Origin of the sequence: Anaerococcus prevotii DSM 20548, assembly GCF_000024105.1 — a bacterium.
GTDB lineage: Bacteria > Bacillota > Clostridia > Tissierellales > Peptoniphilaceae > Anaerococcus > Anaerococcus prevotii.
On record NC_013171.1, the window covers coordinates 645244 to 668950 of the forward strand.

Below are 23707 nucleotides of genomic sequence, written 5' to 3' on the forward strand. Positions count from 1 at the left end.
AAACTTTGTCAGCAAGCCGACGAGTTTGGCAAAAGATAGAGTCATTAGAAACTGAACCACTTAGCATAGCTAAGATGAAAACTAAATAGCAAAAAATATTTCCAGTCAAGAAAGAAAGGGCGCAAGGTGGATGCCTTGGCACATGAAGGCTATGAAGGACGTAAGTGAACGAAAACTAGGGAGAGCTCACAAAAAGCACTGACCCCTAGGTCTCCGAATGGGGAAACCCGGCTGTGGAAGACACAGTCATTACTAAGTGAATACATAGCTTAGTAAAGCAAGACCCTGTGAACTGAAACATCTAAGTAACAGGAGGAAAAGAAAGAAAACTCGATTTTCCAAGTAGCGGCGAGCGAAAAGAAAAGAGCCTAATCCATTGAGGAATATCTAGTTAGTCGAATCATCTGGGAAGATGAACCAAAGAAAGTGAAAGTCTTGTAGACGAAAACTAAATAAACCAGGGAGGAAAGTAGCACCGGACACGAGGAATCCGTTGTGAAGATAGGGGGACCATCCCCTAAGGCTAAATACTAACATGTGACCGATAGCGAACAAGTACCGTGAGGGAAAGGTGAAAAGAACCCCGAAAGGGGAGTGAAACAGAACCTGAAACCTAGTGCCTACAAGCAGAGAGAGCTCTAAAGAGTGATCTCGTACCTTTTGTAGAATGGGCCAGCGAGTTATCGTATATAGCAAGGTTAAATCTTTAAGAGATGAAGCCAAAGCGAAAGCGAGTCTTAATAGGGCGAATAGTTAGATGCGATAGACCCGAAACCGGGTGATCTATCCATGGTCAGAGTGAAGGTGAAGTAAAATTCACTGGAGGCTCGAACCGGGTACGGTTTAAAACGTATCGGATGAACTGTGGATAGGGGCGAAAAACCAAACGAACTCGGATATAGCTGGTTCTCCTCGAAATAGCTTTAGGGCTAGCCTTTGATTAAGATTTAAGGAGGTAGAGCACTGAATGGTCTAGGGCGGCTTACCGTACCAAAACCTATCAAACTCCGAATGCCAAAAAATCAGATCAAGGAGTCAGACTTAGGGGGATAAGCTTCTAAGTCGAAAGGGAAACAGCCCAGACCGACAGCTAAGGTCCCAAAATCTGGATTAAGTGGAAAAGGATGTGAACCTACTAAGACAACCAGGACGTTGGCTTAGAAGCAGCCATGCATTTAAAGAATGCGTAATAGCTCACTGGTCAAGTGGGTTTGCGCCGAAAATGAACGGGGCTAAAATCCAGTACCGAAGCTTCGGATTGATAGAGAATTTAAAATTGCTATCAACTCAAACAAAAGAGAAAAGGTAAAACTTAGACGGAAATATTAAAAAAACAATCAAGATAAAACGAGTTATCAATAAACTAATTACGCAAAACAAGTAAAAGGTAAGTTGTAAACTACGAAATCACCAAACAATCGCATAAAGAAATATGCAACTGGTTAAAAACGTCAAAGTATTTACCAGCAATTTTAATTTCTCTATCAGTGGTAGAGGAGCATTGTATGGGCGAAGAAGCATAAGCGAAAGCACGTGTGGAGCGCATACAAGAGAGAATGCTGGCATGAGTAGCGAGAAGGGATGTGAGAATCATCCCCGTCGAAACCCTAAGGATTCCTGAGCAAGGCTCGTCCCCTCAGGGTAAGTCGGGACCTAAGGCGAGGCCGAAAGGCGTAGCCGATGGATAACAGGTTTAAATTCCTGTACCGCTTAAAGTCGCTATAGAGAAGTGATGACGCAAGAGGATAAGCTAAGCTAGCTGATGGATGCTAGTCTAAAAAGTGAGGCTGTCATGTAGGCAAATCCGCATGACACAAGGCTAAGCTTTGATAGGTATCGAAAACACAAGTAGAGAAGTAGCTGATTTCAAATTGCCAAGAAAAGTCACTATCAAGACCAAAGCGCCCGTACCAAAACCGACACAGGTAGGGAGGTAGAGAATACCAAGACGCGCGGAAGAACCTTTGTTAAGGAACTCGGCAAAATGTCCCCGTAACTTCGGGAGAAGGGGAGCCAGAGCGATCTGGCCACAGAAACCAGGCCCAAGCGACTGTTTACCAAAAACACAAGTTTCTGCAAAATCGAAAGATGAAGTATAGGAGCTGACACCTGCCCGGTGCTGGAAGGTTAAGGGGAAGGCTTAGCATAAGCGAAGGCTAGAACTTAAGCCCCAGTAAACGGCGGCCGTAACTATAACGGTCCTAAGGTAGCGAAATTCCTTGTCGGGTAAGTTCCGACCCGCACGAAAGGTGTAACGATTTGGGCACTGTCTCAACAAAGGATCCGGTGAAATTGTAGTAGTCGTGAAGATGCGACTTACCCACGCTAGGACGGAAAGACCCCGTGGAGCTTTACTGTAGGCTGATATTGGACTTTGAGATTAGACGTACAGGATAGTTGGGAGACTTTGAAACACGCACGCCAGTGTATGTGGAGTCACCCTTGGGATACCAACCCTCTAATATTAAAGTTCTAACGATGACCCTTGAATCAGGGCATCGGACATTGTCAGTTGGGCAGTTTGACTGGGGCGGTCGCCTCCCAAAAAGTAACGGAGGCGTTCAAAGGTTCGCTCAGAATGGACGGAAACCATTCGTAGAGTACAAAGGCAGAAGCGAGCTTAACTGCAAAACCTACAAGTTGCGCAGAGTAGAAATACGGACTTAGTGATCCGGTGGCACCGCATGGAAGGGCCATCGCTCAACGGATAAAAGCTACCCCGGGGATAACAGGCTTATCTCCCCCAAGAGTCCACATCGACGGGGAGGTTTGGCACCTCGATGTCGGCTCGTCTCATCCTGGGGCTGAAGTAGGTCCCAAGGGTTGGGCTGTTCGCCCATTAAAGAGGCACGCGAGCTGGGTTCAGAACGTCGTGAGACAGTTCGGTCCCTATCCAGCGTGGGCGTAAGAAATTTGAGAGGATCTGTCCCTAGTACGAGAGGACCGGGATGGACACACCGCTGGTGTACCAGTTGTTCCGCCAGGAGCATAGCTGGGTAGCTACGTGTGGAATTGATAAGTACTGAAAGCATCTAAGTACGAAGCAGGCCTCAAGATAAGATTTCTCAGAGTAGGTAAAGAAAATACCTTTGATAGGTCCAAGGTGTAAGTGCAGTAATGTATTAAGCTAATGGATACTAAACTTTAAATCTTGACTGGAAATATTTATTGCTATTTAGAAGGTTTAATAATAAATTAATTTAGACTGATTATTCAGTCTTTTTTTGTACTTATTTTTATATAGTCGTGGGCTCCCTAAGCTTTCTATGAAAGCTTGGCTAGGAACTTACGGACCAATCCTAAGGATAACAATCACTTAGAATCGAGAAGTTTAACTCGACTGCTATTTAGTAAGATAGACTGACAATTTATTTTTTTGCAAAATTTAGCTTATTATATAAGAAATATATCTCTCTAAACTTTACACTTAGCCTTGCTTATCATAAATATAGGCTTTTTAGCTAGGATGGGTATATGTATAAACTTGAAGAATCTTTGTGACAAAGAGAGCTTAATAATTGGGGGACGTTTTTAATTTCTATAAGTATATTTATCTGGTATTCGATATAACTTTTTATCTAATAAAACTATTTCTGATTTAGTCTATATTTTTTAATCAAATATTTTTTTAATTATTAAGGAAAAATATATAACAAGCTAGGCAGATCTTTTCCTCTAGCATATTTTCTTATAATTTTAATTTCTGCTCTTTGGATTTCCTTGCTATATATTAAATATCATATTTTTTAAATTTCTAAATTTTAACTTTGACGAAAGTGTTTTCTTTTAGTTAAGATATTTTTACTAGTGATTTTTTATAGATATTGTTCGAGTTTTATATATTTTTTCTTTCAGAACTAGAATTTTAGGCTCCTATCTTGATATATATAATATAGAAATATAAATTAGTAATTTGACTAAATTTAGACACACTAGCAGATTGTTATTTTGGAGGGTATATTGATATTCTTCTTATTTGTCTTTTTACTTAAGAAGTTATTTGTTATTTTAAAGATAAATTTGTAAAATATTATTTACTTTAAATATTTTTAATGAAACTTAACTAAGAAAACATTTTCATAAATTGACAATGGTATTTAATTATGTTACATTTATTTATATATAAAATATTTTATGGTTTGTTTCTTGGAGTAAAGGAGTTAGTTATGAAATTGAAAAACAAGGTAGGAGCGCTTCTTCTTGCTTCTTCTTTCATCTTACCTTCACTTGTAGCTTTATTTCCTAATCAGTCTTTTGCAGATGACGATTATGAATACGATATCTACATTTATGAAGGTGAAGATTTAGAAGAAAGTGATGACCTTACTGAAGAGCTTTTAGAGGCTAATGAAATAGATCTTGACCAAATTAATGAAGATTATGATCTGGGTCTAAGTGATGAAGAGTTAAGACAAGAGGCTTCTGTTCTCATGGGGGCAAGAATAGAAGAAGATAAGGCTTACGAAATCCCTTTGATGAAGGAGGCGGAGAATGAATTAGCTTTATTGTCGGCTGATAGGGCTATTGATTTACCTAGCAATCTCAATGTGGATAATCCTCAACAGTTTTTCTATATAGGGTCAATTGGGGTTAGGATTCAGCTTTTAAGAATGGTTTCTAGCTTTATTAATGAAATGACTACGGTTAATATCTACAAGATTCAGGAAGCTCACAACTTGACTGCTCAGATTTGTTTTGAAGCTGTTATGGTTGCTATAAATCCTTTCAATGGAAGAAAAGATGTTCTTAGAGCTATAGATAAGTTTGATTCTAATAGAGAAAAGATTAGAGCTATGAGAGATATGACTTCTGGAGATCTGGCAACAGTTTATGTGAAAAGACTTATGAATAAGAATATAAGGGAAGCCAGAAAGATTTATAATAGGTCATTTTACCAAGGAGATTATGGAATTGCTGGCAAGGAAGCCTATATACAAAATATTTTTAAGGCAGAGGTTAATGATATAGCAAGAGAAGTCAACAAGAAAATCACCTTCGGTCAGCTATTAGAGCTTGATGCGAGACTTAAGTCTGCTACTTCCTCAGTGCTTTTATCTAATGAGGTCCTTGCTAGTAACATCTGGCTAAGGGATGTGATTCAGCCAGAGATTAATAGACAAAATAGGTTGAAGTCAAGATATAGACCTAAGATTAGCCAGGAAGATTTTGATATATGGCAAAGGTTGGTTAAGACTTTGACTGATAGAAGACGTGAAAGAGATATAAAGTATGAGGAAGTTGCAGATGCGGTTTATGATCTATGGGATTTTAATTCTTCCCTGTTAGATAAATATCCCGAAGTCTTTAGTGGGGAAGAGTTAGGTGCTTTCGATTTATATCTTCCACAAACAACTATCGAACCTTACCAAGTTGCAAGCATAACTTGGCTCGTATCACCAACTTTTGATAAAATACCAGCTGGTATGCAGGCTTCTGGATCTAGTATAATTATTGGATTTGGAAGTCAGAAAGCCCAACGTGGTCCTTATGAATCTTATGTAAGTCAAAGGGCAAGTCTGAGGGATGAAATTGTTACTACTAGTATGGATGGTGAGAATCCGGATCTTATATATCCTGATTTTACTAATCCAAATTAGTATAAATCAAATTGTAACTATAGTGAGTATTTAGGAGGAAAATACTATGAAGAAAAAAATCGCCGCTATGGCACTTGCTGCTGCTATCCTAGCTAACGTAATTTCACCTACAATAGCAAGTGCTGACAATGAAGAAGTTACTGATATGGGTCAATATTCTTTAATCGAAGAATATGAGAAAAATTTCCCACAAATGTCTCAAGAAGATGAGCTAGAAGGAGCTACACTTTTAGAGAATAATCAAGTAAAAAATGTACCTTTGATGAAAGCTTATCAGGAAGATCTGATAACTCTTGCAGAAGATAGGTCTTTTGATCTACCACCAGCTGCCCAAAAGTTCAATGCTGAAACAATTTATGACCTAGATTCTATTGCTCCAAGAATCAAACTTCTAGGACTTACAGGAATTTTCATCCACAGATGTTCTACAGAATTAGTCTATAAGGTTCAAGCTGCTCACAGCAAGGCCGCAGGTGAGGTTGCAGTTGCTATAATTACTGCTCTAAATCCTTTCGCATCAGTAGATGAAATTGAACAAGCTTGCGAGAGAATATCAAATGTAATGGATGAATTGGTGCAAATGCCAGACTTGACAGCTGATGACTTTGCAACTATTTATCTAAAAAGAGTATTTAATAAGTCTCTTTCAGATGCAAGAAGACTACAAAACAACTACTATAGGGACGATCTTTCAGAAGTAGGAGTAAAGGGTAAGAGAGAATTTGTAAGAAACTCTCTAAGAAAAGAAATCGATGATATTAGCCGTGAAAGTAGGAAACAAATTCAAGTTAAAAATCTTATAGAATTAGATGCAAGATTAAAATCTTCTTGTATCCAAGCCTTACTTGAAGAAGACATCTATGCTAGTCCAAAATGGCTAAGCGGAACTATAGATAAGCAACTTAACGAAATGAGAACTATCAGAAGTAAGACTAATAGATATCTATCAAATGAAGATAAGGCAAATTTTGATAAAGAACTTAGAAAAGCAACTGATGTAAGAAGAGCAAGAGACGTTTCTTATCAAAGAGCTGCAGAAGGTATTTATATTTTAAGAGATTATATAACTGATTTGAGAGAAAAATATCCAGAAGAGTTTGAATCAGCCCTAGCTCTAAGAGACGGTGAAGCTATAACATGGAGAGAGTTTAATGTACAATCACAAACTCCAGATCCTGCAAGGATAGCAAAAATCCTTTGGTTAAATAACCCATCATTCGACTTCTTACCAGATGGATTTAATCCAAGTGATAACAACGATATAATTGTTGGATTTGGACATGACACTGACGAAATTGAATATGGTTCCTATGAAACTTACACATACAATAGGGATAGGTTAAGAGCATCAGAGGAGACAATAGTTCCAGACTTTGGAGAGGAAGAAAGTGAAGAGGCCGAAGTTGATGATGGATATCTAATATTTGATTTTAACTAAGTAAATAAAAAACTATTAAATAAAAGCTGTTTGAAAAATGTTTAGTGGACTTCTATATATTTTTTAACAGCTTTATTTATAATTGGAGGGAAAATGAAAAAAATAGCAAAAATCAAAGCTAGTTTATTATCTTTGATTATAGCCACTACAGCTCTTTCTCCTAGCTATGCGCAGGAAGAGACTTATAATAAGGATTCTATAGTCGACTTTGAAAATGTTGATCAAAGTCTATACCTTGAAGAAGATGAAATAATAGACGATAAAAAAATAGATAATGACAATTTTAATAAAGAACCAATCGTATCAAGAGCCATAAAAGAAGACCCTTATGAAATTTATACTGATTATTCTGCGATTGATAGATCGACAATGAGGAAATTTTTCCCAAATGTATTCTTTAGGTCTGTAAGTAGCTTCAATGCAGACATAGCTAGCAATCCCTTATATGATTTAAGAGATGAGGGAAGGGTAACCTCGGTTAAAGACCAAGGACCAAACGGATCTTGTTGGGCTTTTGCTACATATGGATCTGCTGAATCAGTTCTAATGCCTTATGAGAGGATGGACTTTTCTGAAAAACATATGAGAAATACTCATGGTTTTGACTGGGGCCCAAGTGAAGGGGGAACTAGGACTGTATCAACAGCATATCTTGCAAGAAGATCTGGGCCAGTTCTTGAAAAGGATGACCCCTATGATATATATGGGACGAATTCTCCAGAAAACTTACCTGTAGCTAAGGAACTAACTAGGGCTATCTTTATTCCTGATAGGAGAGATTCAAATGATAATCAACTCCTTAAGAAAATGATTATGGAAAATGGTGGAGTCTACTCTGCTGTTATGGGAGGAGATGAACATCTTAATAAAACAACCATGGCCCACAATTACCAAGGATCAGCTGCCCCAAATCATGCCATAACTATAGTTGGCTGGGATGATAATTATTCTAGAAAAAACTTTAAAATAACCCCTCCTGGAGATGGAGCTTGGATTTGCAAAAACTCTTGGGGTACTGGCTGGGGCAAGCAAGGTGGCTACTACTATGTATCATATTATGATAAAAATATAGGTAGCCAAAACTCCCAATACATCCTTGAAGACATAAAAGAAAATGAAAAAATATGGCAGTACGATAAGCTGGGAATGACAAGTCAAGTAGGACTTGGCGAGGAATCTTACTATGCCAATGTGTTTGGACCAACTGAAGAGGATATTTACTTAAGAAATGTTGGTCTATGGACTTCTGCTAATAATTGTGAATATGAAGTTTTTATCAATACTAATGTCGATCAAAATGGAGGTCTAGCCCACAAGGAATCAATTGCTTACGGGACTATGGAATATGCCGGTTACGAAAAAGTAAGGGTAGACGATACTTTTATTCCTAAAGGATCGAAATTTGCAGTTATTGTTAGGATGAAGACTCCTGGTTACAGGTATCCTATTCCTATAGAACGTCCTATAAAGGGATTTTCCTCTAAAGTAGATGCTAGTAGCGGACAGTCTTTTGTAAGTAAAGATGGCCAGAAATGGACAGACCTTACAGATCAAATTAAAAATGCCAATGTTTCTCTAAAAGCTTTTACTGTTTCAAAAGACCATATAGATGATGATAGCAATATAGAAAATAAAATAACTAGCATCAAGTTTAAAGAAAAAGAAAAACTGATGAAAATTGGAGCAGAAGAAAAAATAAAGGTCGATATTGAGCCTCAAGATAGTGATCCTAAAGATATAAGATGGGAAAGTTCTGATAGAACAGTTTGTAGAGTTGATAGCGAAGGAAATATCAAAGCAGTAGGCTACGGAGAGTGTGTAATTAGTGCTAGAGCTAAGTCTTCAAGCAAGGTCTTTGATACAATGCGAGTTAAAGTAGATGAAGCAGATGCAGAGTTTAAGGCTAACATTATAACTGATAAGATGAACTATCTACAAGGTGAAAAGCTTGCCGTAAATGTCTCTATGAGAGATCAAGATCAAAACCAGATTGCAAACAAAGATTTAACTTGTGAGATAGTAACAAGTCACAATCAAAAGTTTAATTACAAGCTCAAAACCAACCTAACTGGAGAAGCTAACTTTAACGTTAGGCTAGATAATAATGCAGCTATAGGAAAGTATAAGCTAAACATTTATTATAAAGATAAATTAATCGGTATCAATACCTTCAATGTTGAAAGCAAAGACTTCACTCCAAGTATAGAAAATCCTCTTTTTGTAACAAACACTTTAGAAAGAGAAGCTATTAGACCAAAAGATGACCTAAGACTTGTAAGTACTGTTACTGATAAATACAAGGAAATTAAAAGATACGCTAAGGTCAATATGACCCTTATAAGCCCTAGCAATAAAGAAACGAAAAGACTAATCTACACGGATAGAAACGGTCAAGCAATCTTCGATATTGATGGAGAAGACCTATCTGAAGAAGGTAATTACAAAATAAGAATCGATGCTAGCTTGTCAGGTTTTGATGATTTCACAGAAACACTTGACCTAAAAGTAGACTCTAACACTCCTCTAATGGAAAAATTAGACCTAGATATAAAGATGGACAAGAATGAATTTATGTTAGGGCAAGATAAGGTAAATGCAGAATTTTTAGTAAGCCATAATAATGAAGCTATCAGAGATGCAAATGTCAGGGTAAGTCTTACAGATTCTAATCAAAAGTCCTATGATCTTGACCTAAAAACTGATGAAAATGGTAGGGCAAACTTCTCTATGGACCTAACAGCTGCCAATATAACTGGAGTTTATAAATTAGAAGCTACTGCCTACAAGGAAGGCTATTATGATACTAGTAAGTATACAGAATTCTTTGTCAAAAAAGATGGTAAATTCTTAAATATATCCTTTGATTCTGCCAAAAAAGACTATAAGTTAAATGAATCAGCCTATATAAAAATTCAAGTTAGAAATGAAAATAACGAGCCTAAGAGAAATGCTTCTGTAGAAGTAACCATAACCGATCCAAACCAAAAGGAAACTACGATGAGGAAGGTTACAGACTACCAAGGCTATGTATTTATTTATCTAACTCCAAAGTCAAACACATCCAAGGGTGAATATACAATAAAAGCCTACACAAGTGCCTACAACTACCCATCTACATCATCGACCTATAAGCTTAGATTTGGTGATGATGAAATAGACTATAGGCAGTTAAAGCTTGATATAAAAAACAAAAAGGAAGAATATTATGAAGACGAAAAGGCTAAGATATTCTTCAAGAGTCTAGACGAATATGGAAATCCTGTAGGAAATTCAGAAATTGGTGTATCAGTTAAGACAGCTGATGGAAATATATTGATTGACAAGACTAGTACAGATGATAAGGCAGAAGGATCTTGGGAATTTAAACCAGATCTAAAAGCAGGAACTTATACTATTAGTCTAAAGGCCAATAAGTCAAACTTTAAGTCCGAAACTCAATCTATTAGCTTTAAGGTAAAAGAAAGAGAAAAGCTTGATAGGATTAAGGCAGACATTAACTTTGATAAAAATATATACGAAGAAGCAGGGAAAGTACCTGTAGCTATCAAGATAAAGGATGAAAATGATAAAATTCTTCCGGATGCTACTATCAATATCAAAATCACTGATAGAAAAGAAAATAAGGAAGTAAAACTAGTAACTGATAAAGAAGGAAAGGCAAGATTTGACCTAGACCTTAATACTAGGGGCAAGTATGAATTAGATTTTGCTATTAGTAAAGATGGATACGAAAATCTAAGCCAAAGAGAGTTGATATTCTTAACATCTCATAAAATACCTAAGGCAGAAAAGAAGGCTTATGAAAAGATAAAAGCTAAAGATCTTAAAGACTTCTTAGATAAAGAAAAAGCTTTGGTCATTGATACCAGAGACAGATCAAGTTATGAAGAAGCGAGTATTGAATCTTCAATCAACATTCCTTACAAGGATAAAGACCTAGATAAATTTCTAGATTATTTAAACAAGCAATCTAAAATACTCCTAGTAGGAGATAGGCATGATATAGACGGCTTGTTAGAGAAAGTTAAAGAAAAAGAATTTGAAGAAGTCTATGAAATAGAAGAAGGCATAGATGAATATCTTAAGATAAGTGGCCTATCCGACTATAAGACATGCGATATCAATGTCAATATTCCAAACAATAGAGTTAGGAGGAAAGATATCGTAGAGGTGAATGTTGAAATAAAAGATAGGGATAGCAAGAAGGGACTTTCGAATAGAAATATAAAATATACCCTAACAGATCCTTTTGGAAGAAAAGTATCTTATAATAGACAGACTGATAAGTATGGACGCCATCTACTAAGGATTGGAACTAATGATAGGACCAGCCTTGGCAAGTATAATGTCAAAATTCAGCTTCTAGATACAGATTATAAAAATCCTTACACGACGAGAGACTATGAAGTAATAGATCAAAATACACCACGTGACCTACAAATGAAGGCAGATATAAAGACAGATAAGAATGTCTATGAACTAGGAGATAGGGTCAATGTAACAATAAGTGCAAAAGATTTGAACGATTCCTTAATTGATAAGGTAAGTGCTAGGGCAAGTCTTGTAAATCAAAATGATGAAGTAATGGATGAAATAGAGGAGATGTCAGATGATAAGGGAAATATTAAGTTAAGTTTTAATACATCTGATAGATATGCTCTAGGAAAATACAAGATAAAGATTTATTTAAATAGAGAGGGCTTTAGTGAATACAAAAAAGATCTCGATATACAAATAGGTGATTCTAAAGAAACAGATGAAGAAGAAAAACCTGATGATAAAGATGATGAAAAACCAAAAGATTCTGATGACTCAAAGGAAGATGATAAAAAGGATGAAGAAAAACCAATCAATCCAATAGATGTAGAAGTAAAAGAGCAAAACTTCCCTCTATCCTTTGACGGAGCAGAAGCCCTTGACTTTTTCACAGCAACTGACGATCTAACAAGGATAAATGTCAAAAACAAATATGCCTATAATTATAGCAACTTTGTCCTATACAATACGGACAACAAGGCTATGAAGATAAAAGACATAATAGACGGGAAAAGACCAAGCATCTTTTTAATGGGTGATAGACTTGATTCTACATCAAGGGCTATGTTTGAAAATTCATCCTTGATAAATGACGAAGCCTTTAACTTCATAAACGTAGTGACTAACGGTAGCGTGAGAGACCTAGAGGAAATAAGCAAGGGCAAGGTTTATAGAGATAATTTCTATAGGGGGAATTCTATAAATGGACAATTTAGGTCTAATAAAAACCAAGTAGTAATCCTTGATAAAAATGGGGCTATGATTAATGTATTCCCATATAAGTCAAACTATGAATTATTAAAAAGATTTAATATGTCAAATGGTTACTACGCAAGTAAGGATGACTATAAACTTCTAGGAGAGGAAAACTTCCCAGAAGAATATCCTATGTCTCTTGATCAAAGAAACGATAGGGACGACTACGAAGGTGTTGATGAAAACGAACTAAGATACAATGGAAATTACGGTCATGATTTTTCCAAGATAGATTTACTCAAAGGAGATAACTCTAGGATTAATATAAGATTAATTGGAGAAAATAAAACAAAAATTCTTTTAATAGGAGACTATAGGAAGGAAGAAACTATCAAAATGTGGGAAAATGCCAATTATATCAAAGATGGTAAATTCGATCTAATCAATGTTTCCTTCCTAGGAAGTCAAGCTGCTATTAATAGAGAAAAAGAAAGATTTGGATCTTTGTGGAATGTTAAGGATGAAATCTACATGTCTCCTGCCTTTAACTTAGCTTTCAATACACAAAAGCCAAGCATTGTAGCTATAGATAAGAATGGAAGATTATTATTTAGTAAGTCCTACGAGACTAATGAAGATATCAAATACGTAATCGATAGAACAGTCGATACCTTTGCAGTAGAAGAAACTGTAACTGATTTCTATAGAGAAAAAGAAGATTTGGATATCTTAGAAGAAGTTGAAGATAGAGAAGAAGACCCTAATAAAATTTATCCAATGACCCTCGAGCAAAGGGATGAGAGAGGTGACTATAGGATCTTTGAGCCAAATGAGAAAGAAATCAGCAAAAAATATTACGGTAAAGATATGAATATGTACTTGATGGGAGATATGGATGGAGAATATTCCTACATCAAAGGCTTCCTATCTAGTGATATAAATGTATTCTTAGTAGGTTCTCCTAATGACAAGAGGTCAAGAATAATGTGGAAAAATTCTTATTATCTAGATAGAGAAACTATAAATCTAGTAAAAATATCTAATTATGGTGGTCTAGACGATCTATATACAATGTTTAAATCTTATGACATGAACGATGTAGCTGATAATTTCTACTTTGGTGGAGAGAAATTCGACTTTGACAAGGAGCTTTCAAGTCCATATGTTCTAGTAGTAGATAAAGACGGTAGATTATTGTTTGCAATGAGCTACAGGTCCAATGAAGATATAGAAAATCTAGTAAATAGATCTCTTAGAACAAAATATTCAAGTGAAAAGCAGGAAGAAAACTTCCCACAAATAGGAGATTTGAAAATATCTACAGATAACAGAGACCATGAACCAGCATATGTCGAAAGTACAGAAATTGAGGGAGCCTTTCCTCTAACTTTCGAGCAAAGATCAGCTAGGGGAGACTATGATGGTTTAAGAGATAGTGAAAAGCTCGCTAATAAGAGATACTACGGAAGGGATATCAAAAATATCAACCTTCTGGGTCTTGATAATAAATACTCAAGAATTTCTGCTATTCAAGATGATAATCTTACCCTCCTAATGCTAGGAGACTACAAGGAAGAGTCCACTCGAGATATGTGGCTTGATACCAAGGACTTAGTTAGTGATGATTTCTCAATTAAACTTATAAATACTATAGGGTCTACTAGACTTTTAGCAGAAAGTATAGAAGAAAATGAACTGGATATAGATGAAATATATACTAATGGAAATTCCATATTTTATCTAAATACTAGAAGAAACAACACCATAGTAGCCATAGATTCTGAAGGAAAGGTAGTCTTTATAAAAGATTATGATGACCTAGATGATATCAAATATGTGCTCGATAGATGCATAAATACAAAATACACAAGAGATATAGTATCAACACAAATTCCAGATTTGTTTGATGTATCATTCGAGTAGAGTAAAGGGGATAGAAATATCCTCTTTTTCTTGTTAGAAATCTTCTAATATGATATTATTTACTTAAGTAAAGAAATGAAAAGAGGATATATGAAGGTTTATAAATAAGGCATATTAGCCTATATGTAATACAGAAATTAAGTTTATTTTGCCCATGGTGAAAAACTCCGACATATTAATGGCACCATGTGATGATAAACTAAGATAGAGCTAATATCGATTTTTACCAAAAATGGAATAATTTAATAATAATTTTACTGAATGTAATCTGTAGTCAATGGTACAAGTTACTTTAGTCTTATTTATTATACTGTCTCAATTTAAAAAATTAATATATATTAATATCTATTTTTCTAATCGCGTATAATCCTAAAATTAATACAAGCAAATCAAACCAAGCTCATAATTAGTACTTTGTAAAATAAAAAATAAATACAATTGAGATTTTACACATTAAAAAATACTTGACAAGGTTAGTTTACAAAGGTAAACTAATTTTAAATAATACGTTTACGATTGTAAACAACAAGGAGGAAAAAAGAATGAGTACACCAGTAGCTAGTACCCATATAACTGATGCTGAGTGGGAAGTCATGCGTGTGATTTGGGCAAATGATCGAGTAACTAGTAAAAAGGTCATTTCCGTATTGAAAGAAAAAATGGACTGTACACAATCCACTATCAAAACGATCTTAGGTCGATTAGTTGAGAAAGGCGTACTAAATACAGAGCAGGAAGGTAGAAAGTTTATTTACACTGCCAATATTGAAGAGAAAGAAGCCGTAAGGGATTATGCAGAAGATATTTTTAACCGTATTTGCCGAAAAAAAGTCGGGAATGTAATAGGAAACATCATTGAAGATCATGTCTTAAGCTTCGATGATATAGATCGACTAGAAAAAATATTAGAGATGAAAAAATCTTTCGCAGTAGAAGAAGTGGATTGCAATTGTCCAGAAGGACAATGCGAATGTCATTTACATCATCATTAAGAATAAGGAGGAATTTAAAATGAACAATAACAACAAACATTCATCCCACAGTCACCATAATCATGGCGACATGGATCATTCAAAACATGAGCACGTAAGCACGGAAGAACATGGAGACCACAAGAATCAACATCACGACCATCATGCTAGGCATAACCACAGTGGGCACGGAGGGCATGACCACCATCATCACGGTAACTTTAAGGAACTTTTCTTAAAGTCATTACCACTAGGAATCATTATTATGCTCTTATCCCCTATGGCTGGGTTTGACCTACCATTCCAGTTTACTTTTCCATATTCTGATATTGTAGTAGCTATTTTATCTACTATATTAATTATTTATGGTGGACGTCCATTCTATCATGGGGCAGTTGAGGAATTTAAACAAAAAGAACCTGGAATGATGGCTCTCGTTTCTTTAGGTTTGAGTGTTTCATATGTATATAGTATTTATACTGTTATCAATAGATACGTGACAGGTGGCAACGTGATGGACTTTTTCTTTGAATTTGCTTCATTACTATTAATCATGTTATTAGGTCACTGGATTGAGATGAAAGCTATTGGAGAAGCAGGAGATGCACAAGCAGAATTGGCTAAGTTAGTGCCGAAAGATGCTCACGTTGTATTAGAAGATGATTCAATTGAAACACGTCCAGTTGCTGACTTAAAAGTAGGTGATTTAATTCGTGTTCAAGCCGGAGAAAATGTACCGGCAGATGGAACTATCGAGCGCGGAGAATCACGTCTAAATGAAGCTCTTTTGACTGGGGAATCTAAATCAATTAAAAAAGGACCTGGCGATGAAGTGATCGGGGGCTCGACAAATGGGGAAGGGGTTCTTTATATTAAAGTACTTGAGACAGGTGATAAGTCCTTTATCTCTCAAGTACAGGATTTAATCAGCCAAGCTCAAAGTCAACCTTCTCGTGCAGAAAATATTGCTCAAAAAGTTGCGGGGTGGCTCTTCTATATTGCGGTAACTGCCACACTAATAGCTTTTGTAGTATGGATGCTTATAGCGGATATTCCAACGGCAGTAAAATTTGCTATCACAACATTAGTTATAGCTTGTCCGCACGCCTTGGGTCTGGCTATTCCATTGGTAACCGCCCGTAGTACAAGCTTAGGAGCTAGCCGTGGCTTATTAGTAAAAGACCGCCAAGCCTTAGAAATAGCTCAAGATGCGGATGTGATGATTTTAGATAAAACAGGTACTTTAACAACTGGTGAGTTTAAAGTTTTAGATGTAAAACTTCTTAATGACAAATATACAAAGGAGGAAATCATTGCCTTACTGGCAGGTATTGAAGGAGGGTCTAGTCACCCTATTGCTCAATCAATTATAAGCTTCGCCAACCAAGAAGGTATAAGTCCAGTATCCTTTGATTCCATTGATGTAATTTCCGGTGCTGGCGTAGAAGGTAAAGCCAATGGGCACCAATACCAATTAATCAGTCAAAAAGCATACGGACGTAATCTAGATATGGATATTCCAAAAGGAGCAACCCTCAGTGTCTTAGTAGAAAACGATGATGCCATTGGTGCTGTAGCTTTGGGGGATGAATTAAAAGCAACCAGTAAAGAATTAATAAAAGCTCTTAAAAATAACAATATAGAGCCAATTATGGCAACAGGTGATAATGAAAAAGCAGCTCAAGGAGCGGCAGAAGACTTAGGGATTGAATATAGATCAAATCAATCTCCACAAGACAAATATGAGTTAGTAAAAACACTTAAAGATGAAGGAGAAAAAGTTATCATGGTAGGTGACGGTGTTAATGATGCCCCTTCTCTTGCCTTAGCAGACGTTGGTATAGCTATAGGCGCTGGAACCCAAGTGGCATTGGATTCAGCTGATGTCATCTTGACTCAATCTGATCCTGGAGATATTGAATCATTCATTGAATTAGCACACAAAACAACTCGTAAAATGAAACAAAACCTCTTTTGGGGAGCCGGCTATAACTTTATAGCTATCCCTCTAGCTGCAGGAATTTTGGCTCCTATTGGTTTCACATTAAGCCCTGCAGTAGGAGCAATCCTAATGTCTGTGTCAACAGTCGTAGTAGCAATTAATGCTATTTTATTAAGATTAGATTCAAATTAAAATGATTGTTAGTATATAGAATCTTTGAAAACCCTTAAATTATAAATAATCGATAGTTTTACAAGAAAGGAAGAGATGTAAGTACCCTGGAAATCATCTCTTTCTTTTTATTGTTTCAATTGTCAAATTAACCTAGACAGAATACACTAAATTCATAAATTCTTCTACTCTTCATTGGTAGAAGTTTTACTTCTAAAGTTTCATCTTTGAACCTTCTGTAGAGTGTTCTTGAACTCAATTATAGTTTTATTTCACCTCTACCTATTATTACATCAGGAGTCCATCCTTTACTTACTTTATCAAGAACATAATCATATTCTTTACCGCTTAATTGTTTGGCTTTGACTTCATATTTAGACTTATTTTTCTTGTGGTTTTCATGGTAGTCTTGTATACTTAAACTTTTTTAGCCAATTTATTACATTATATATGGTTTGTCTTGCTCTTGATAAGTATTTTGCTATATTTATAACTTTTTCTCCAGATTTATAGTATTGCTCTATCCAAATTAACTCTTTTATGATGAGATGATATCAAATATGTGCTCGATAGATGCATAGATACAAAATGCACAAGAGATATAGTATCAACACAAATTCCAGATTTTTTTGATGCATTATTCGATTAGAGTAAAGGGGATAGAAATATCCTCTTTTTCTTGTTAGAAATCTTCTAATATGATATTATTTACTTAAGTAAAGAAATGAAAAGAGGATATATGAAGATTAATAAAAAACTTGTAGGATCTGCCTTAGTCTTGGCTCTCCTACTACCAGATATAGCCTATGCTGCTGAAGTTGTAATGTATGATGATTCTAATATAGATGAGATCTTTGAAGAAGTTGAAAGACCTAAGGAAAATACAGAAAATGGCAATAACGGAAATGGAAGTTCTAATATAGAAAAGCCAAATCCAGGAGAAAATAAAGATGAAGAAACAATAGTAAGCGAAGAGGAAGTGGACAAAATAGTTGAACAGTTAAGTCCAGAAAGCCAGGCTATCTTAGATGAGTCAGATATCTATCCAAAAGTTTCTGTCTATGAGAAAGTAGTAGATATGAGCGAGTATCAAAATCCTAAGAATATTGACTATGATAAACTTGCAAACTCCATAGATGGAGCAATTCTTAGGACATCTATTAGACAAAAGGATAAAAGCATAAGTAAAGATAAGAAAATAGAAACTCATTATGCCGAGCTTAATAAAAGAGATATCCCTATGGGCTTCTATCATTATTCAAGGGCGATAAATGAGAAAGAGGCTATAGAAGAAGCAAACTATGTCCTAGATATAGTAAGAAATAAAAAAGTCTCCCTACCTATTTATATAGATATTGAGGATAACGATAGACAGGCCAAGGCTAGTAAGAAAGAGATTACTGCCGTGGCAGATGCCTTTACCAAGGCTATCAGGCGAAATGGCTATGTGGCAGGAATTTATTCTTATCCATGGTTTGCCAATAAATACTTGACTAAGGAAGTAAGGGATGAGAATGAGTTTTGGATAGCAGAATGGAAAAAGGACGCTCCTTATCCAAAATACAAGGATAGCCACTATGACTCATGGCAATATTCATCCAAGGGAGGAGTTTACGGCTACAAGGGAGATTTAGACAAGAACATCCTCTACAGGGACTATCCATTAATTATGACAGGAGTATCCTCTAAGGGCTTTGTCAAGGTAGCTGAAGAAGTAATCGCCGGTAAGTGGGGCAATGGTAATATCAGAAGAAAAAGATTAGAATATGCGGGCTATGATTATGCCGTAATCCAAAAAGAGGTAAATAGATTATTAAAATCAAGGAGGATTTAAAGTAAGTTATCATATTAGATTCAAGCTAGCTTTCCGAAAAACTTGATTAAAAAAAAGAATACTATAAAATAATAAAAGAGTATTAATTAGAGAATATTATAGATTGGAGATAAAGATGGCAGGAATTAAATATGATATAGTTGAAAATCTTGGAGTTCTTTCAACCAATGCCAAGGGTTGGACCAAGGAGCTTAATCTTGTTTCTTGGAATGAAAGAGATCCAAAATATGACATTCGTGATTGGAATGAAGATCACACAAGAATGAGCAAGGGCATAACCCTTACAACAGAAGAGGCCGAAGTTCTTAAAAATATTTTGGCTGATGAATTTCATTAAAGAAATCCCTCAATTGATGAGGGTTTTTTCTTTGCATGCTTTAAATATAGCCGATTTAAAGTATATTTAGAAAATAGGTGGTAATATGATTTATTTAGACTATGCAGCTACAAGCTTAAAAAGAAAAGAAATAATAGAAGAGATAATGGATGATTTTGATTCCTTCGACGCCAATCCGGACTCAACACATGGCTTAGGAAGAAAGGCTAAGAAAATCCTAGAAGAAGCTAGGGGAAAGATTGCAAAATCCATTGGAGCAGACCCTAAAAGAGTAATATTTACTTCAGGAGCGAGCGAATCTAATAATACTGTTATCAATGCCTTTAGGGGAAAGGGGATTATCTCAACAAATATAGAACACGATTCTATCCTAAATACTCTGGCAGGAGAGAAGGTGACCTATCTTGAGGCTAACAAGGAAGGCCTGGTAAGTCTAGATGACTTGAAGAGTAAAATAAGTCCAGAAACCAAACTTGTCATAGCCATGTATGTAAATAACGAGCTTGGAACAATTGAGCCAGTTAAGGAGATTGGAGCTTATCTTAAAGAAAGAGATATCCACTTTCACGTAGATGCTGTCCAAGCCTATGGCCATGTCGATATAGATGTAGACGAAATATCCTGTGACTCACTTTCCCTATCAGGTCATAAGGTCGGAGGATTAAATGGCTTTGGGATTTTGTATTTAAGAAATGACCTAGAGGCCTTTATCAAGGGAGGCGAGCAGGAAAAAAATAGAAGAGCAGGGACTTCCTTTGTCATGGGGGCCTACTCTATGGGCCAGGCCTTTGATAAAACAATAGAAGAAAGAGAAAAGATAGAAAGGATTAAAAATTATTTCCTAAAAGAGCTTTCATCTACAGGGATTAGCTACGAAGTAAATGGCAGCATAGATAAGTCAACAGATCATATAATAAATATTTATTTTCCAGAATTTAAATCGGATTTTCTATTGACATATCTAGATATCAAGGGCGTTTGTGCGTCAGCAGGATCAGCCTGTAGAGCGGGAGCGCTTGAGCCAAGTAGGGTTATAACAAATATATATGATGAGGACAGAGCCCTTCATTCGGTTAGATTTTCCTTTGGCTTTAAGAATGAACTTTCTGATATAGATTATCTAATGGAAGTTTTAAGAGAGGTGATTAAGTGAAAGAGAAAAAAGATACAAAAGTAGTAGTAGGAGTAAGCGGGGGAGTGGATTCTTCTGTAGCAGCCTTATTATTAAAGGAAGAAGGCTACGATGTAGTAGGTATTTTCATGAAAAACTGGGATGATACAGACGAAAATGGAGTCTGTACAGCTGAAGTCGACTACGAAGATGCAGTAGCAGTATGTAATCAAATAGGCATTCCTTATTATTCAATAAACTTTGAGAAAGAGTATTACGACAGGGTCTTTACCTATTTTCTTGATGAATACAAGAAGGGTAGGACTCCAAACCCAGATATAATGTGCAACAAGGAGATTAAGTTTAAGGCCTTTTTAGACTTTGCTAAGTCCTTGGGAGCAGATTATGTGGCAACTGGTCATTATGCGAGAGTGGATAGGTCAGGAGATGAAACAGTCATGCTTAGAGGCCTAGATTCCAATAAGGATCAGACATACTTCCTAAGTCAGCTTTCCCAAGAGCAAATCAAAGACGTCCTATTCCCAGTTGGAGAGCTTCAAAAAAGTGAGGTAAGGGAAATTGCCCACAAATACAAGCTTGCTACAGCCGATAAGAAAGATTCTACAGGAATTTGCTTTATAGGAGAAAGAGACTTCAATGAATTCCTATCAAACTACCTACCAGCTCAAGCAGGAGATATAGTAGATACTGATGGAAATGTCCTTGGTAAGCATGATGGATTGATGTTTCACACCATAGGGCAAAGAAGAGGTCTTGGAATAGGGGGAGAAGGAGAGGCTTGGTTTGTTTGCGGTAAGGACTTAAAGAAAAATGAACTCATAGTCTGCCAAGGAAAAAACAATCCCCTTCTTTTCTCAAATAAGCTATATGCTAGCGAGTTTTCGACCTTCACCGAGAAAAAAATTCCAAAAGAGTTCGACTGCACAGCCAAGTTTAGATATAGACAAGCCGACATCAAGGCCCATGTAAAAGTCCTGGAAGATGGTAAGGTAGAAGTGACTTACGATAGAACTAAGGCAGTAACACCAGGCCAGGCAGCTGTCTTCTACCAAGGAGAAGTTTGTATTGGATCTGCCATAATAGATGAGGTCTATAATGATGGAAAAAAAATTATTGGTATAGGTCTAATAATTTGAAGAAATACTTACTAGCTTTTGCTTTGTCGATATTAGCTACAGGAATAGCTAGGTCCTATGCTTCTGATGTTGTTTATTATGATGATTACGACCTAGACATTATATTTGAGGAATACGATAAAGAAAATGTGGAAGATCTTAATGAAGATACAGAGGAAGCTGATAGTCTAGAGGAAGAAGAAAAAAATGATAAGCTAAATGAAGAAATATCAAATATTATTAGCGAAGAAATGGATAAGGTAGACGGGTCTTATCAAGTCGCTGTTAAAACCCTTGAAGGAGATAGCGATGTTGACCTTGATTTTAGAAATACTAGTGAGTCTCTGCCTTCAGCATCAACTATCAAGGTTTTTATCGCTATCAGTGCCTATGAAAATATTGAAAGGGGATCTATAAATGAGACAGATTCCCTAAGTAATGATATACATTTAATGCTTAATAGATCTGATAATTACGCTACAAATAGGGTTATTGATGTCCTTGGAGGTTTTTCTACAGTAAATAAGACGATAGCAAAACTTACTGGATTAAATAGGACTTCTTTAAATAGGAAATTAGCACATTCCGGCAAGGAGAATATGGTAGATGTTTCTGATCTAATAATAGCTATGGAGGAGTTAAATGATCCTAAGCTTATAAGTGCAATTAACGCAGAAAAAATAAAACAAGCAATGACTAATACAAATACTAAGTCAAGTAAATTGCTTGCAAACTTACCTTCTTATGCTAGCGGAATTAATAAGTCTGGAGAAAATCCAGATAGGGGACAAGAATTAGATGTGGCTATTATAGATGTAGGATCTACTAGATTTGCCTTGGCTGTTGCTATGAAAACAAACAAATACTATGACAATGCAAATGAATTAAAAGTACTTAGAAATATGGGTGAGAGAGTTACAGAAGCCTTTTATAGGTTCGAGAAATAGATAAGAGAAAATTTAATTATCTTAGAGCATCAACAAAGCTAAGCCTGCTATAAGATAGCTATATTGGAGGCAAAACTATTGGTATTTTGATAGTGTATATTTATATTATGTAACAAACATGATCTTAGGGGATGGATTAGATATATGATTTTAAAGGATGATTATAAATTTATTGGTCCCGATTTGAGGAAAATTAGGGAAGCAAAGGGTATCAGTAGAAAGGAAATATCAGAAAAGGTCTATGTATCCGAGGAGACTATCCGTCGAATAGAAAAAGGAGAAAACGACCCTAGGCTTTCTACACTTATACCTATATGTAATTGTTTGGGAATTGAGATTGAAGATATCATAAATTCTAGTGGCTTCGAATATAACAATCTCTTATCTTTTAGAAGGGAAATCAATTATCACTTAAATAATTCATCAATTGAAAAAGCGAGACTTTTGATTTCTAATCTCAATGATATAAAAATAAAGTCAAATTTGGACTTTGAAAGAGAGTTTCATGCGACAAAACACTATTTTAATGGAATTTTAGATCTTAAGTCAACAAGGACAGTAGGATCTAGTTTAGTAGAATTCGAACAAGCACTTATTTCATTAGAAAATCGTTTTACCATTAATAGATTTAAAAACTATAAGTATGATAATTTCTCTCTAAGGATTCTTTTAGCCTTGTCCTTAGCAGAACAAAAGTTTGGCAATTATCAACTTTATGAAGATATAAACTTAGAAATAAGTAAGTATCTTAAATCTTCCCTAGAAGAGTACTTCCTCTTTTCTTATAATGTAGGCGTATATTACTATAGGGCGGGTAAAATCATAGAGTCTTTGGACTTGTGTAATACAGCTGTAAGTAAGGCCAAAAAGCTAAAGGAAGTTCCGTATCTAAATATGGTTTATTATTTGAAAGGAGTAAACCATCTAAGTCTTAACCAATTGGAAGAAGCAAAGCTTAGCTTTAACTACTGCTTAGCTTTGACTAACATATTTTCAGAAAAAGTATTAGCAGAAAGAATTGAAAAGCAAATAGATAACTTACTTTTAAATTATAGATAATATATTTAA

At 35.6% G+C, this 23707-nt stretch carries 11 protein-coding genes, 1 rRNA gene and 1 pseudogene; 12 read left to right on the forward strand and 1 reads right to left on the reverse strand.

What is annotated here, in order from left to right; genetic code table 11:
- Positions 1-103 precede the first annotated feature (103 nt).
- From APRE_RS02940 to APRE_RS02965, 6 genes are all read left to right on the forward strand, one after another.
- Positions 104-3159 (forward strand): 23S ribosomal RNA (locus tag APRE_RS02940).
- Positions 3160-4166: 1007 nt separating this feature from the next.
- A complete protein-coding gene (locus APRE_RS02945; protein ID WP_015777514.1) occupies positions 4167-5597 on the forward strand; it encodes a CAMP factor family pore-forming toxin in 1431 nt (476 codons plus the stop codon).
- 46 nt (positions 5598-5643) lie between these two features.
- On the forward strand, positions 5644-7035 hold the full coding sequence (locus APRE_RS02950) for a CAMP factor family pore-forming toxin (RefSeq protein ID WP_015777515.1): 1392 nt from the start codon (positions 5644-5646) through the stop codon (positions 7033-7035).
- Positions 7036-7128: 93 nt separating this feature from the next.
- The gene (locus APRE_RS02955; protein ID WP_015777516.1) at positions 7129-14190 is read left to right on the forward strand and encodes a lectin like domain-containing protein; all 7062 of its coding nucleotides are present in this window, start codon (positions 7129-7131) and stop codon (positions 14188-14190) included.
- A 542-nt stretch (positions 14191-14732) separates the two neighbouring features.
- Complete coding sequence (locus APRE_RS02960; RefSeq protein ID WP_015777517.1) at positions 14733-15182, forward strand: CopY/TcrY family copper transport repressor; 450 nt, start codon at positions 14733-14735, stop codon at positions 15180-15182.
- A gap of 19 nt (positions 15183-15201) precedes the next feature.
- The gene (locus APRE_RS02965) at positions 15202-17295 is read left to right on the forward strand and encodes a heavy metal translocating P-type ATPase (RefSeq protein ID WP_015777518.1); all 2094 of its coding nucleotides are present in this window, start codon (positions 15202-15204) and stop codon (positions 17293-17295) included.
- A gap of 160 nt (positions 17296-17455) precedes the next feature.
- Here APRE_RS02965 and APRE_RS10025 read toward each other — a convergent pair.
- Positions 17456-17819: pseudogene (locus APRE_RS10025) on the reverse strand (transposase); the annotation flags it as partial.
- Between the two features lie 194 nt (positions 17820-18013).
- Between APRE_RS10025 and APRE_RS02970 the strand changes: the two are divergent.
- From APRE_RS02970 to APRE_RS02995, 6 genes are all read left to right on the forward strand, one after another.
- Positions 18014-19108 (forward strand): GH25 family lysozyme, encoded by a 1095-nt coding sequence (locus tag APRE_RS02970; protein ID WP_015777519.1) that lies wholly within the window; start codon positions 18014-18016, stop codon positions 19106-19108.
- Positions 19109-19223: 115 nt separating this feature from the next.
- Positions 19224-19445 (forward strand): YdbC family protein, encoded by a 222-nt coding sequence (locus APRE_RS02975; protein WP_015777520.1) that lies wholly within the window; start codon positions 19224-19226, stop codon positions 19443-19445.
- 85 nt (positions 19446-19530) lie between these two features.
- Positions 19531-20598 (forward strand): cysteine desulfurase family protein, encoded by a 1068-nt coding sequence (locus APRE_RS02980; RefSeq protein WP_015777521.1) that lies wholly within the window; start codon positions 19531-19533, stop codon positions 20596-20598.
- Entirely contained in the window at positions 20595-21713 is a 1119-nt protein-coding gene (gene mnmA / locus APRE_RS02985) for a tRNA 2-thiouridine(34) synthase MnmA (protein WP_015777522.1), read from the forward strand. The genes APRE_RS02980 and mnmA overlap by 4 nt, the downstream gene beginning before the upstream one ends.
- Positions 21710-22639 (forward strand): serine hydrolase, encoded by a 930-nt coding sequence (locus APRE_RS02990; RefSeq protein WP_015777523.1) that lies wholly within the window; start codon positions 21710-21712, stop codon positions 22637-22639. The genes mnmA and APRE_RS02990 overlap by 4 nt, the downstream gene beginning before the upstream one ends.
- A 144-nt stretch (positions 22640-22783) precedes the next feature.
- Positions 22784-23698 (forward strand): helix-turn-helix domain-containing protein, encoded by a 915-nt coding sequence (locus APRE_RS02995; protein WP_015777524.1) that lies wholly within the window; start codon positions 22784-22786, stop codon positions 23696-23698.
- Positions 23699-23707: the final 9 nt, after the last annotated feature.